This is a genomic window from Variovorax sp. P1_G12, assembly GCF_056405555.1.
This window is the reverse complement of record NZ_JBFUBW010000010.1, coordinates 92991-106006: the sequence shown is the minus strand read 5'-3', so window position 1 is coordinate 106006 and position 13016 is coordinate 92991. Positions and strand designations below refer to the sequence as shown.

General features: G+C 64.0%; 10 protein-coding genes and 1 pseudogene. 7 read left to right on the top strand and 4 right to left on the bottom strand.

Annotated features, from left to right (window positions below; genetic code table 11):
• Nucleotides 1-214 precede the first annotated feature (214 nt).
• The 4 genes from AC1D2O_RS13740 (at nt 215) to AC1D2O_RS13725 (ending at nt 4220) form a co-directional block, all read left to right on the top strand.
• Nucleotides 215-1762 carry a GMC oxidoreductase gene (locus tag AC1D2O_RS13740; protein ID WP_478157201.1) on the top strand — a complete coding sequence of 516 codons (1548 nt, stop codon included), beginning with the start codon at nt 215-217 and terminating at the stop codon, nt 1760-1762.
• Complete coding sequence (locus AC1D2O_RS13735; protein ID WP_478085838.1) at nt 1759-3039, top strand: MFS transporter; 1281 nt, start codon at nt 1759-1761, stop codon at nt 3037-3039. The genes AC1D2O_RS13740 and AC1D2O_RS13735 overlap by 4 nt, the downstream gene beginning before the upstream one ends.
• Nucleotides 3036-3803 (top strand): SDR family NAD(P)-dependent oxidoreductase, encoded by a 768-nt coding sequence (locus AC1D2O_RS13730; protein ID WP_478085836.1) that lies wholly within the window; start codon nt 3036-3038, stop codon nt 3801-3803. Before AC1D2O_RS13735 ends, AC1D2O_RS13730 begins: the two co-directional genes overlap by 4 nt.
• A gap of 102 nt (nt 3804-3905) precedes the next feature.
• Nucleotides 3906-4220, top strand: a complete 315-nt coding sequence (locus tag AC1D2O_RS13725; RefSeq protein ID WP_478085834.1) for an NIPSNAP family protein — start codon at nt 3906-3908, stop codon at nt 4218-4220.
• A gap of 54 nt (nt 4221-4274) precedes the next feature.
• On the opposite strand, the gene AC1D2O_RS13720 is transcribed toward AC1D2O_RS13725, so the two are convergent.
• On the bottom strand, nt 4275-5621 hold the full coding sequence (locus AC1D2O_RS13720; RefSeq protein ID WP_478085832.1) for a serine hydrolase domain-containing protein: 1347 nt from the start codon (nt 5619-5621) through the stop codon (nt 4275-4277).
• Between the two features lie 416 nt (nt 5622-6037).
• Here AC1D2O_RS13720 and AC1D2O_RS13715 point away from each other — a divergent pair, with 416 nt between their 5' ends.
• Together AC1D2O_RS13715 and AC1D2O_RS13710 are read left to right on the top strand one after the other, a co-directional pair.
• Nucleotides 6038-7915 (top strand): serine hydrolase domain-containing protein, encoded by a 1878-nt coding sequence (locus AC1D2O_RS13715; RefSeq protein WP_478085831.1) that lies wholly within the window; start codon nt 6038-6040, stop codon nt 7913-7915.
• A 44-nt stretch (nt 7916-7959) separates the two neighbouring features.
• Nucleotides 7960-9879, top strand: coding sequence for a serine hydrolase domain-containing protein (locus AC1D2O_RS13710; RefSeq protein ID WP_478157199.1), 1920 nt, complete (start codon nt 7960-7962; stop codon nt 9877-9879).
• Nucleotides 9880-9988: 109 nt separating this feature from the next.
• Here the strand turns inward: AC1D2O_RS13710 and AC1D2O_RS13705 are convergent.
• A pseudogene (locus AC1D2O_RS13705) lies at nt 9989-10279 on the bottom strand (helix-turn-helix domain-containing protein); the annotation flags it as partial.
• Nucleotides 10280-10649: 370 nt separating this feature from the next.
• Here AC1D2O_RS13705 and AC1D2O_RS13700 point away from each other — a divergent pair.
• Complete coding sequence (locus tag AC1D2O_RS13700) at nt 10650-11249, top strand: hypothetical protein (protein ID WP_478085828.1); 600 nt, start codon at nt 10650-10652, stop codon at nt 11247-11249.
• Nucleotides 11250-11423: 174 nt separating this feature from the next.
• Here AC1D2O_RS13700 and AC1D2O_RS13695 read toward each other — a convergent pair whose 3' ends face one another.
• Both AC1D2O_RS13695 and AC1D2O_RS13690 read right to left on the bottom strand, forming a co-directional pair.
• On the bottom strand, nt 11424-11912 hold the full coding sequence (locus tag AC1D2O_RS13695) for a RidA family protein (RefSeq protein WP_478085827.1): 489 nt from the start codon (nt 11910-11912) through the stop codon (nt 11424-11426).
• A gap of 65 nt (nt 11913-11977) precedes the next feature.
• The gene (locus AC1D2O_RS13690) at nt 11978-12961 is read right to left on the bottom strand and encodes an ABC transporter substrate-binding protein (RefSeq protein ID WP_478157197.1); all 984 of its coding nucleotides are present in this window, start codon (nt 12959-12961) and stop codon (nt 11978-11980) included.
• Nucleotides 12962-13016 lie beyond the last annotated feature (55 nt).

The following is a 13016-nucleotide window of genomic DNA, read 5'->3' as shown; positions in this document are numbered from 1 at the left end:
CGCCGAGGCGGATTCGGTGATGGCACCAGATTGTCAGTCTAGTCGGTCGAGCCGTCCGTTGGAAGCCAACTTCCATCCTGATTTCGGCGCGGCGGTTTGCCCGCTCGCGTGCGGTACCGACATCGTCCAGTTACCAACGTAACGATTTTCGACCCTGCCGGAGACGGAAGAGGCGCCCACTCCTGCAGTTGGGTTCCACCGGCAGGGAAGCCTCATGCAAAGCGACGATCACTACGATTTCATCATCATCGGCAGCGGCGCCGGTGGCGGCACGATCGCCCTCAAGCTGGCGCCTTCCGGCAAGCGCATTCTCATTCTCGAACGCGGCGACTATCTGCCGCGCGAGAAGCAGAATTGGGATCCGACCGAAGTCTTCGTGAAGAACCGCTACGTGTCGCAGGACGCGTGGTACGACTCGGAGGGCAAGCCGTTCCAGCCGGGTGTCCATTACTTTGTCGGCGGCGCGACCAAGATGTTCGGCGCCGCGATGTTTCGGTTGCGCGAACGGGATTTCACTGCCCATCGCACTGCCGACGGCTCGACGCCCGACTGGCCGATCCGGTACGAGGAGCTCGAGCCCTACTACACGCAGGCAGAAAAGCTCTACCACGTCCACGGCCAGCGCGGCGACGACCCCACCGATCCACCGGCCAGCACACCCTATGCGTTTCCACCTGTAAGCCATGAGCCGCGCGTCCAGGAGATCGCCGATGGCTTGAAGCGCGCGGGCTATCGACCGGCGTACGCGCCGACGGGCATCATGCTCGAGGAGGCGGACCGTCCCCACAGCCGGTGCATACGCTGCAATTCCTGCGACGGCTATCCCTGCCTCGTCCACGCGAAGGCGGACGCTGAAGTCATCGCCGTCCGGCCCGCGTTGCAGTACCCCAACGTGACGCTGGCAAGAAACGCCCACGTCCAGCGGCTCGAAACCGACGCCAGCGGACGCGCGGTGACCCGCGTGATCGTGCAACGCGACGGCCGGCGCGAGGAATACACCGGCAGCATCGTCGTCGTAGCCTGCGGCGCCGCCAATTCCGCACGGCTGCTTCTCATGTCGGCGGACGAAAAATATCCGCGCGGCCTGGCCAACGGTTCGGACATGGTGGGTCGCCATTACATGTTTCACAACGCCGTCGCGCTGGTCGCCCTTTCCCGGCGCGAGAACCCGACCGAGTTCCAGAAGACGCTCACGGTCAACGATTTCTATTTCGGCGCGCCGGACTATGAGTTTCCGCTCGGCAACATCCAGATGCTCGGCAAATCCCAGGGGCCGATGTTCAAGGAGGATGCGCCGGAGTTCGCGCCCGGCTTCACGTTGGAGCAGATGGCCCGGCACGCGGTGGATTTCTGGCTCACCAGCGAAGACTTGCCGCTTCCGCAGAATCGCGTGACCGTGAATTCCAGAGGCGAAATCCAGCTTCACTACGAGTTCACGAACGTGGAGCCGCTCAATCGCCTGCGAAGGAAACTGCAGGCGATGCTCGAGCACATGGACATGCATCCGCACCTGATCCCGAACACGCTCTACATGGGAAAGCACATTCCCATCGCCGGCGTGGCTCACCAGGCCGGCACCTGCCGCTTCGGCATCGACCCGAGGGCCTCCGTACTCGACGTCAACTGCAAGGCGCATGAGCTCGACAACCTGTACGTCGTGGACACGAGCTTTTTCCCGAGCATTGGGGCGGTGAATCCGTCGTTGACCGCCATTGCGAACGCCTTGCGAGTCGGCGAGCATCTGCTGCAACGCGTTCGATGACAAATCAACCGATCGTCCGGCGCAAAGAGATCGCCGCCGTGTACGGCGCCGGCTTGATACAGGGCGTGGCGCTGGTCACGTTTCCGGCCGCGAGCGCCGTCTTCACGAGCGCGAACGATTTCGGTCTGTCGAGGACGGAGTACGGCGGCATGTTCGTGCCCCAGGCGGTGACGGCAATCGGCTCGGCCCTGCTGGGCGCCGGTTTGGCACGACGCCTCGGCGCCAAGCGCATCTACCTGATCGGACTCGTCGCGAATCTGGCGTCGATGGCGTTGCTCGTTCTGAGCCGGTTCGTGATGAGCGAACACGCAGTCGCTTACGTGGTCCTGCTCGTCGCCACCGGCTGCCTCGGCGTCGGTTTCGGGTTCACCGTGCCGACGCTCAACACGTTCGCCGCCGCGTGCTTTTCACAGAAACCGGACAAGGCGGTGCTGGCGCTGAACGCCCTGCTTGGTTCGGGAACCGCGCTGGCGCCGATCCTGGTCGCGGTGTTCGTCGGCTTGGGCATCTGGTGGGGACTGCCGGTGTTGGTGGGCGCGTTGATCCTGGGATTGCTCATGTTCAGTGCGCGATTGCCGCTCAGTCCGAGTGCTGGGGCTGACAGCACCGGGGTCATGAGCGGGTGGACGAAATTCCCTTCCCGGTTCTGGGTCTTCGCCGGATTCGCGCTCTTGTACGGTGTCTGCGAAACGACGAACGGCAACTGGGCCTCGCTCTACATGACGAAAGAACTGGGCGCAAGCGCCACGCAGGCCTCGCTCGCTCTCACCGTTTTCTGGGGGATGGTGACCGCGGGGCGCATCCTCTTCGCCGTCATCGAGAAGTGGTTTCCCGAGCGTGCCGTCTTCCAGGTCCTGCCGCTGCTCGTGGCTGCTGGCTTTGTCGTCATTGCCTTCCTGCGGCCGACCCAGCCGCTCTTCGGCATCCCGGCCTTTGCCCTGGCAGGCTTCGGTTGTTCGGCGTTGCTGCCGCTGGTGATCAGCTTCGGTCAGACGGAACTCAAAACCATCGCCGCATCGGTGGCGGGCGGCTTGATTGCGTCCTACCAGATCGGCTACGGGATTGCGGCCTTCGGCGTCGGCCCTCTCGAGTCCCGGTTGGGCTTGAGCCTGGGCGCGATCTATGGCGCGACCACCGGCGCCGCGCTGGCACTCGCCATGCTCGCCGTGCTCATCACCCGCCGCCGCCCATCTCCACTCGTCACGGAAGTGCTGCGCGCGCGGAATCAAAGCTCGACCCGGACCTCCACCATCACCCATCAAGGAGATGAACCATGAACCTGAAAGGCAAAGTCGCCGTCGTCACCGGCGGCAACAGCGGCATCGGTCTCGCCATCGTCCTGGAACTCGCCAAGCAAGGGGCCAACATCGTCATCGACTATGTCGTGCACCCCGAAGCGACCGAGGCCACAGAGAAGCAAGTCCTCGCCTTGGGAGACCAGTCGATCGGGGTGGAAGCTGACGTGAGCAAGGTCGCCGACTTGCAAAGGCTGATCGCCACTGCCGTCAAGAGGTTCCGCCGCGTCGACATCATGGTCAACAACGCCGGGATCGAGACACGCACCTCCGTGCTCGACACGGACGAGGCGGGTTACGACAAGGTGCTCGCCATCAATCTCAAGAGCGCGTTTTTCGGCACCCAGCTCGCCGCGCAGCAGATGATCAAACAGGGAGGAGGTGGGCGCATCATCAACGTCAGCTCCGTGCATGAGGACTGGCCGATGCCGGGCAACGCAGCCTACTGCCTGTCGAAGGGCGGGATACGCATGCTCACGCGCACGGCGGGCGTCGAGTTGGCGCCACACAACATCCTCGTTGTCGGCGTCGGTCCTGGTGCCGTGGCCACGCCGATCAACCTGTCGACCATGAACGATCCGGTGTTGCTGAAGAAACTCAATTCGGCCATTCCGCTGGGCCGCATGGCCCGTCCGGAGGAAATTGCGAGCGTGGTGGCGTTCCTCGCGAGCGATGGCGCGAGCTACCTGACGGCCACCACGATCTTCGCGGACGGCGGCATCATGCAAAGCAGTCCTGGACTGTGAGGGGATCGACGTGGCCGACACTTTGGCCCTGCAAATGTCGATTGCCCCGCAAGCGCCCAAGTGCTTCAATATCGGTCTCTTGCTGCGACGAAGGAGACCTCCATGGCCTACGAAGCGCGATATGTCCTGAGACCCAACCCCGGCGCCGATCTCGGGGCCGTCATCGAAGCCGTGAAGGTGGGCGCGGCACTCTGGAAGAAGCATGGCGCGCCCAACCCGCAGTTCTGGAGCGTGGCCGCAGGCGAACTGGGCAACTATGTTCTGACCGTGCAGTTCGAGAACGCGACGGCGTACGCCAAGGTCACCGACCCGTTGTCAGCCGATCCCGAATTCCGCCGCTGGCAAGCGAGCAACGTCCAGTCCGGGGCGTTCACGTGGGTGCGAAGCAACCTCATGCGCGAGCTTCCTCTGCCGTAAGGACATCCGTACTCGGGCAGCGCGTCGGGGGGCGGGGTGACCAAGGGCTTTCTTTCAGCTTCGCGCAATGGGTAGCAGGTCGTCAGGCAATAGCGCCGTGGCAATCCTGACGAACAGGTTCTCCGCTTCGTTGCCGTTCTTGTAGTCACCCGCGTCGTTGAAAGCCTCGGGTGTGTAAGTCACGGCCACAGCAATGGCCAGCCGGCTGCCTTCGTGATAGCCCGCGACCGCCGAATACCCGCCGAACATCGGGGGCTGGAGCACCCAGTTGCCACTCGTGACCACACCGAGCCCGAAGGCGTAGCCCTCCCATTGGCGAAGGCAGGTCACACACCCGGGAACCGGGGTGCTCTTGCCACGCAGCGCGGTGGACACTTGGGCCGCGTGAGATTCGGGGGAGAGGATTGTGCCCCTGCCAAAGGCAATTGCACTGGTGTGCAGGTCGTACAGGTCGGTCACCTGCACCGCACCGTGCGTGATGGTCCACGACGGGTCCCAGAAGGTGGACTCCTCATAGAAGGGTGTACCGGCCGCAACGCCGAGAAATTCTCTGCGCTCTGATGAGAATGCACGCAGCACCGGTTCGGGGATGGAGGCGCTTTCCGGGTCGGAGGTCTGCGTCATGCCGAGGGGGCCGAGCACCTTTTCCTGCATCAGGTCTTTGACCGAACGTCCTGTGAGCTTCTCCAGGGCGAGGCCGAGGATGATGTAGTTCGTGTGGGCATAGGCCCAGTTGGTGCCCGGTTCGAAGAAAAGCGGCTTGTGGATCGCGAAGGCAAGAAGTTCGTCAGTTGTCCAGCGCCGGAACGGGTCCGCAAGGAATGCATTGACGAAATCCGGGTCCCGCACGTAGTCCGCATAGCCGGCGGTCATCTGAGCCAGGTGCCTGAGGGTCACGCGGTCTCCATGCGGGAGCTTCGGCAGCCAGGTGGCAACCTTGTCATCGAGAGCCACCTTCCCCTCGTCCACCAGTCGCAGCAGCAGCATGGCGACCAGTGCGATGGCCACCGCGCCATTGCGGAAATGCATGTCCGTGGTGGCCGGCACCCCGGCGGCGGACTCGCCGAAGGCCTCGGTGATGATTTCCTTGCCATCCACCGTGACGCGCACCAGGACCGCGCGCGCAAAGCGGGTCTTGAGGGTGGCGCGTGCGAGGGCACGCACCGTCTCGGCCTTCACTGGGTCGGTGGAAGCCATCGGCATGCGGCTCGTCAGGGGCGCGCCGGCGCCGCCGATCACCGTACTACCGGAGCCGGCGCCGCCGCCGCCGCAAGCGGGCAGCATCCAACCCAATCCGGCACCGGCGCCTGCACCCAGAAGGCGGCGGCGGGTGAGGGCGGACGACATGGAATCCCACAGGCCGTTCGTGCGGAAGTCCGGTCGCTGGTCAATGTCGTTCATGGTGTGGTGTCGGGACCCGCGAGCGCTGCCGGAACGCGGGATCTTGCGGGCTTGATTGAATCAATAATACGTATTATATTGGCACAATATGTCAGCGTTGCAACAAGGTCAGACGCCGATCCGACGCCAGAGCAGTGGGACACATCCCGCTGGCGGCCGGCACGCGCGCCGTCCTGTCCGATTCAGCCGCCGCTCGTGATCGGCCCCAAAGCCGCTGCTGCCTGCAGCAGTTCGAATCTGCGCGTCGATTCGAAGCGACGGCATCGGCACGTCCTGGCCAATCATCCGCAGCGCGTTGTCACGCGCGGATTCCATGCCCGGTGCCACGTGATCGGCGATCGCGCGGACAGGATCGCCAGCGTGGCGGATGGGCGGGCGAGCGAGCTCCATTCAACCCACACAGACAGCCCTTCAGCATGACCTCTGCACGCACTTCGCTCGAATCCTCCGCCTTCCCTGCATCCCGCCTTTCGCGTCGGCAGTGCCTGGGCCTGGCCACGGCGGGGCTGGCCGCCCCGCTGCTGCAAGCCTGCGGCGGAGGTGGGTCCGGCACGTCCGCCTTTCTTTCGGTCCCGCCCGATGCTGAATCGGTGCGCTGGTGCCGGGAGGCGATCCTCAAGACGCTGAACCGCAGCGACAGCGCCACCACCGCCGTGTCCGTGGCGCTGCTGGCCGACAACCGCGTGGTCTGGCGCGAAGCCTTCGGCCAGGCCAACCGCGAGACCGGGCTTCTGGCGGCCCCTGACACGCGCTTCAACATCGGTTCGGTGGCCAAGGTCGTCGCTGCCCTGGCCGTGATGGTCCTGCGCGACCGGGGGCAGCTCGCCCTCGATCAGCCGGTGGTCGAGCTGCTGCCCGCCTTCGGCATGCGCTCGGGCAACTTCAAGCAGATCACCGTGCGCCACCTGATCTCCCACTCTTCGGGGGTACCGGGCGTCAACTTCCGCAACGTCTTCAATTTCGCCCCGGTACCGGGCTATGCGCAGGACACCCTGCAGTCGCTGGCGTTGTCGCGCATGAAGCACGAACCGGGCGAACTCGCGGTCTACTGCAACGACGGCTTCACGATGGTGGAGCTGCTGGTGCTCCAGCTCAGCGGGCTGTCGTATCCGGCCTTCATCCAGCGCGAGTTCTTCGACCCCCTGGGCATGAGCCTCTCCGGCTTTGCGCTGGCACCCGCCGCCGAAGGCACCTTCGTGCACCCTTGGTACAAGGGCCGGACCTTGTCGCAGGAGATGCCCGCCGCCTACGCGACCGGAGGCGTCATCAGCACACCCGCCGACATGATGAAGCTGGCGCGCCTGTTCCTCGACGCAGGCGTGTACGAAGGCCGCCGGATCGTCTCCGCCGAGTCGATCCGGGACATGGGCGTCAACCAGGTCCTGCGCACGCGCATCAACCTCACGCCCACCTTCAGGGTGGGACTGGGATGGGATACGGTGGGGCAGCTGGGCATGGAGGCGGCAGGGCTGCGGGGCTGGTCGAAGAACGGCGGCACCACCTTCTTCTCGACCGAGTTCTTCGTGCTCCCCGAGGCCCGGCTGGCCATGATGATCACCGGCAACGGCTTCGACTACGGCTCGCTGGCCCTGACGGAGGGCTTGCTGCTGCGCACGGCCGCGGAGCGCGGCGCGATCCAGGCGATGCCTGCCGCGATCGTCCCCATCGTTCCGCCGGCGGTGTCGCCTGGACCGGACCGCGCAGCGCTGGTGGGCATCTACGCCAATCACAACGCACCCGCGCAAGTGCTCGCCGCAGACGATGGTTCGCTGACCGTGCGCAGCTGGGGCGAGGCTGGCTGGACCACCGTGCAGGCGCAGCTGCGCGCACGCACCGATGGCCGCTGGTGGTCCGATGGACAGCCCTCCGTCTGCTATCGCTTCCAGACGATGGAAGGCCGTCGCTACCTGATCCGGCGCAGTCTCTCCGACAACCAGCTGTACTGGAACGAATCACCCGTGGGCGAATGGCTGCCGGCGCTGGACGCGCCACTGCCGCCAGCGTGGCAAGCCCGGCGGCGCAGCCGATGGCTCAGTGTCAACGACGACCCGGCTTCGGTCGAAGCCCGGCTCGGCCCGAGGATCTGGCTCATTGACGAGTTGGCCGAGATGCCGGGCTACGTCCTCTGGGACAACGCGCAGCTGCTGCGGGTGATCGACGACAACGAAGCCGGCATGACCATCAAGGTTCCCGTCAACGCAGGACGCGAGCTGGTCGAGTTGCGCATGGTGATGGTGAACGGGCAGGAAGAAATGCACAGCGGCACGCTGGTGTTCCAGCGAATGGCGACCTAGGCAATCCACGCATGCATGAGCAGAAGCCCGACACACAACGCCCGATGACCACGCCACACGCACCGCTGGATCCCGCTGCACCATCACCCCTTCGACTGTCACGCCGCGATTGCCTGGGCTGGGTGACCGCAGGACTGGCGGCGCCACTGCTGCAGGCCTGCGGCGGTGGAAGCTCCGGTTCGACCGCCGCATCGCTGCTGCCGCAGGCCGATCCCGAATCGGTGCGCTGGTGCCGCGAGACCATTCAAGCGGCACTGAACCGAAGCAACAGCACCACCACGACCGCGGTTTCCGTGGCCCTGCTGGCCGACGACCGGGTGGTCTGGCGCGAGGCCTTCGGTTTCGCCGACCGCGAGCGCGAAGTGCAGGCCACCACCGACACCCGCTTCAACATCGGCTCGGTCTCCAAGGTCGTGACCACCCTGGCCGTGATGATCCTGCGCGACCGCGGCCAATTGACGCTCGACCAGCCGCTGGTCGAGTTGTTGCCCGGCTTTCGCATGCTCTCGCCGGAGTTCAAGCAGGTCACTGTGCGCCACCTGTTGTCTCATGCCTCGGGCTTCCCGGGCAACAACATGCGCAACAACGGGGCCTTCGTGCCCTATCTGGACTATGCCCAGGACACCATGCTGGCGCTGGCGCAGTTGCATCTGAAGCACGAGCCGGGCGAACTCGCGGTCTACTGCAACGACGGCTTCACCATGGTGGAGCCGCTGGTCCGCGCGCTGACCGGGCTGCCTTTCCACGAATTCGTCCAGCGGGAAATCTTCGGCCCCCTGGGCATGACCCTGTCCGGCTATCCGGTGACGCCTGCCGCCGAAGGCACCTACGTGCACCCCTATTTCAAGGGTCGCAGCCTGTCACAGGAAATGTCCACGCCCTTCGCGTCCGGCGGAGTGTTCAGCACACCCACCGACATGCTGAAGCTGGCGCAGATGTTCCTGGACCAGGGCGTCTACCAGAGCCGGCGGATCGTCTCGGCCGAGGCAGTGCGCGAAATGGGCATCGACCAGAGCGCCCGCACACGCCTCAATCCCGCTGCATCGTCATGGCGCTGGGGGCTGGGATGGGACTCGATGCAGCAGGCAGGGCTGGACGCGGCCGGGCTGCGGGCCTGGGCCAAGAACGGTGGCACCTTCTTCTTCGCCTCCGATTTCTTCGTGCTCCCCGAAGCCCGGCTGGCCATGCTGATCAGCGGCAGCGGGCACGACTACGAGCCGCGCGCGCTGGCCGAGGGGCTACTGCTGCGCGCCGCGGCGGAACGCGGCGCGATCCGGGCGCTGCCCCCCGCCATCGTCTCCACGGTGCCGCCTTTGGTGTCTCCTGCTCCAGACCGCAGCGCCCTGGTGGGCGTCTATGCCAACTCCATCGCCCCCGTGCAGGTCTCGAGCGCAGCCGACGGTTCGCTGACGCTGCGCCGCTGGAGCAAGGACGAACGCCAGTGGGACACCGCGAAGCAGGAGCAGCTTCGCGCGCGAGGCGATGGGAACTGGTGGCCCGATGGTCAAACCACCGTGTACTACCGCTTCCAGACCATGCTGGGGCACCGCTACCTGATCGGGCGCACGCTCTCGGCCAACGCGCTGTACTGGGGCGAGAACCCCATGGGCGAATGGCTGCCGCCGCTGGAAACACCGCTGCCGGCCGCGTGGAAAGCGCGCGTAGGGAGTCAATGGCTCTATGTCGGCGACTCCCCCGATTCGCTCGTGAGCCGCCTGCTCCCGCCGATGATCTGGCGCATCGACGAATTGGCGGAGATGCCGGGCTACATCTTGCTGGACAACGAACAGTTGCTGCGCGTGGTCAACGACAACGAGGCCGGCATGACCGTCAAGGTCCCCGGCAACGACGGCCGCGACCTGGCCGAGCTTCGCATGGTGATGGGGAAGGACCCGGAGGAAATGCACATCGGCGGCCTGGTGTTCCAGCGGGTTGGGGCGCAACCTCCCGTTCGAGCGCCTTGACCTGACGCGGCGCCTCTATCCGAAGAACGTCAATGTCGTTCGTGCGGCGCAGGCCGCGTCGACCGATCGCGCTGCGTCGCGCTCACCAGCGCACCTTCATCCCCACGCTAGCCTGAGTCGCCCGATAGCATCCTTGACCACCATTGCGCTTGATCTCACGGCTGACGGTAGACGGCGCTCGCGCGAGGGTCATGGAGATCGTGCGGATCGAAAAGCCAGCCACCAATGCACGCGAGATCTCCTCTCGTTCGGCCAAAGTCAGCGCCACTTGGGAAAGGTGTCGCTCCGGCGGTCGTATTCCGCCTGTCTCGGCCAGAATCCGCTGGATCGACGGGTGGGATCGATCAAACAACTTGGCAATCTCATGGAGAGTTGCGCCTTCATTCCAGCGCTCCCACATCAAGGCCTTCTGACTTTCAGATCCGAGGTCTCCGCTTCATCTGCAACACTCCTTCTGCCTACGCAGTTCTCAGTGTGTTGCATCGACCGGTTGAATCCGCAGCGGATTGCATCGGAGCGGGCTCTATGCCGAACCGGGAGCGAGCAATCCAAGTTCTCTCAGATGCTCCACCGCACGGCCCGCAACCCGCTCCCTGTACTTGAAGTCAACCGATCGCATGCCGTCAATGGCGTCTGTGAACTCGTGCGTTCGCGGATGCAGTTGGTTCGAGCACGAACCTCGATGTCGACGAAGAGCCGTCCGGAACTTTCTGCCGGTCGTTCAATTCCAGGAGCCTGAGGTCCGGGGGGCTCCGCATCAGGAGCCCCTCGTGTCCACAAGACGAGTCGCCGCCAATTTTTCATGCTTCTCTCCCTATGTAGTCGGTCGTTCACATACCGGCAATGGGAAGTTGCTGTTGCCTCTTCAATTCGCGGCCCAGTTGCTGGAGGAACAGATAGAGCGCGCCAGGGCCTCAGAGGCTGAATTCCAAGCGAAAGAGGAACGGCGCCGCGAAGTGGCCTCGGCGCGCATCAGCTCTGTCACGCCCTCCCCACAACGAACCCGCTTGATCGGGTCGCGTTCGTCAAAGCGTTCGAACTCGAAGTGGCGCATCGCAACCACAGCCGCCGGCACTCAGTACTTCGAGCCGAGGAGCGCTACGCGTCATCGCTCGGGCCAGCACGTGTTGCACGACAAGGACTATCAGAAGCGCGAGCTGGACCTCACAAAGAAGATGGAGCGGATTGGCGCCCTGCGCGACATCGCGAACCCCGCATTCCGACCCGCGAAATGGGCGAAGGTGAGCACGCTTGAACTGCTGCCTGAACGTCACGGTGCCATGCATCATCGATGCCATGAGCCTGAAAGACGTTCTTGGCCAGGTCAATGCCGACTCGAACTGTTGCCATGTGGAACTCCTGGATGGTGAGGCAGCCCGCTGCTTCTTCCATTCCCGCTCCCCTGTCACAAAGAGGGGGTTGGTCATCCCATTGCTCCAGCGGTGGCTCAGTTTTACTTCGGCGCGGACACTCGCATTTCGATTCTCCATACAGCTGAGGTTCCCAACTTCTTGCTGTACGTAAAATCGAAACGGGATCAGCCACTAGTTGGCGGCTTCTGGCCGCTTGTCACCGACCACAGCGATTGCCTGGATCTCCACGAGCAGGCCCGGCTTGGCCAGATTGGCCACGGTGATCAGAGCACTTCCGGGATAGTTACCATCTCTCCAGATCTGCCTGCGTGACTCGACCACCTTGTCGCCGAGACGCGAATCAGTGATGAAGACGGTAATGGTCACGATGTCCTTGAGCGTGCCCCCTTGTCTGTGGAGCACCTCGTCGATCTGCTCCCAGACACGCTTCAATTGCGCATCGAAATCCCATGCGATATCTTTGCCGCTGGCATCTTTCAACGCAGAGGATCCGGCCAACCAGATGGTCTTCCCGCCTTCGGTCACGACTGCTGGCGAGAAGGCGCGCTCGGTCTGATACGCGTTCTTGGTCATATGTTCCGCGGCCGCGGCCGGAATGCTGCACAACACGCCGACGCTGCCCAGCAGGGCCGCAATCTTGACACTGTTGAAGGTCGTCATCTTTCGATCTCCTTGGTTTAAAAAAGTTGTCGTTCGGTCTTCATGCAAACCTCGATGCAGCCTGCCTAGAACGCCTGCCAATCGGCGCGCGCTTGTGCACGCTGCAAGTAGGTGAGGTCGATCAGCGGCTTGGCGCTGATGGGCATCGGCACGCTCGTGTGTTTGGCGCGGAGGCGCTTCACGGTGGCGAACTCTTCCGCGTCGATCTCAAGTGTCGGTATCAGTCCGTACGCGGGATCGCGCAGGTCTTCATAGACCTTGCGAGCATCTTCTGCGCGAAGCTCGGGAAAGTTCGCGAAGAGCAATGCGAGCACGGCCTCTCGGTTGTCGGCGCGCGCGAACCAGTTCAGTGCTTGCCGGTACGCCGTCAGAAATCCTTCGAGTTCCTCTGCATGTTCCTTGGCCCATTGGCTCCGAACCGCTCCGACGGTTCCCAGGTATTTCGGGAGGACAGACTGCGCGCGCATCAACACGCGAAACCCCTTTTGCCCTGCCAGATACTCGAACGGCGAGCGCAGTAAGGTTGCATCAAACTTCCCGGCGACGAGCGCTCGATAGCGGCTCCCAGTGCCTCCGGCGGTCAGCCACTCGACCGAGTTAGTCTGCAGTCCCTCCGATGCCAGCAGTTCTTGCGCAACAAAGGAAAATCCAGTGGTCATCGCGTCCACTGCCACAGAGCGGTGCTCCAATCCGGCTACGGTTCGCACATCCGCGCGAGCGACGAGGGACAGCAAGCCACGGTCACCGCCCATGACCGCGACGAGGTCCGCGGCCAAACCGGAGGTTGTTTCGCCTTGCCCGTTGGCATACGCGATCACGTTGTCTACGCTCGTGAGCGCCAGCTGACCGGTGTTCGCCTGCAACCGTTCGACGACCTCGACGGAACCCTTTGGATACTCGAGCTTGACGCTGAGACCCTGACGTTCGAAATAGCCGTTCCGCTGTGCGATCCATACCGGCAGGTTGAAGGCCCCTTCAAATCCGAGCACCGTCAAAGCCTTCAAAGGCCGCTGGCTCTGTGCAATAGCAGAACTGTGAAACGTGACCATCAGCAGGCACACGCCCCAGGCCAGTCGAAGCGCGGGTCGAACGCATGCATGGAAC

What these genes read in the sequence shown, in the direction of transcription:
- AC1D2O_RS13740 (WP_478157201.1), top strand. Translation starts at nt 215, where the DNA reads ATGCAAAGCGACGATCACTACGATTTCATCATCATCGGCAGCGGCGCC.
- AC1D2O_RS13735 (WP_478085838.1), top strand. Translation starts at nt 1,759, where the DNA reads ATGACAAATCAACCGATCGTCCGGCGCAAAGAGATCGCCGCCGTGTAC.
- AC1D2O_RS13730 (WP_478085836.1), top strand. Translation starts at nt 3,036, where the DNA reads ATGAACCTGAAAGGCAAAGTCGCCGTCGTCACCGGCGGCAACAGCGGC.
- AC1D2O_RS13725 (WP_478085834.1), top strand. Translation starts at nt 3,906, where the DNA reads ATGGCCTACGAAGCGCGATATGTCCTGAGACCCAACCCCGGCGCCGAT.
- AC1D2O_RS13720 (WP_478085832.1), bottom strand. Translation starts at nt 5,621, where the DNA reads ATGAACGACATTGACCAGCGACCGGACTTCCGCACGAACGGCCTGTGG.
- AC1D2O_RS13715 (WP_478085831.1), top strand. Translation starts at nt 6,038, where the DNA reads ATGACCTCTGCACGCACTTCGCTCGAATCCTCCGCCTTCCCTGCATCC.
- AC1D2O_RS13710 (WP_478157199.1), top strand. Translation starts at nt 7,960, where the DNA reads ATGACCACGCCACACGCACCGCTGGATCCCGCTGCACCATCACCCCTT.
- AC1D2O_RS13695 (WP_478085827.1), bottom strand. Translation starts at nt 11,912, where the DNA reads ATGACGACCTTCAACAGTGTCAAGATTGCGGCCCTGCTGGGCAGCGTC.
- AC1D2O_RS13690 (WP_478157197.1), bottom strand. Translation starts at nt 12,961, where the DNA reads ATGGTCACGTTTCACAGTTCTGCTATTGCACAGAGCCAGCGGCCTTTG.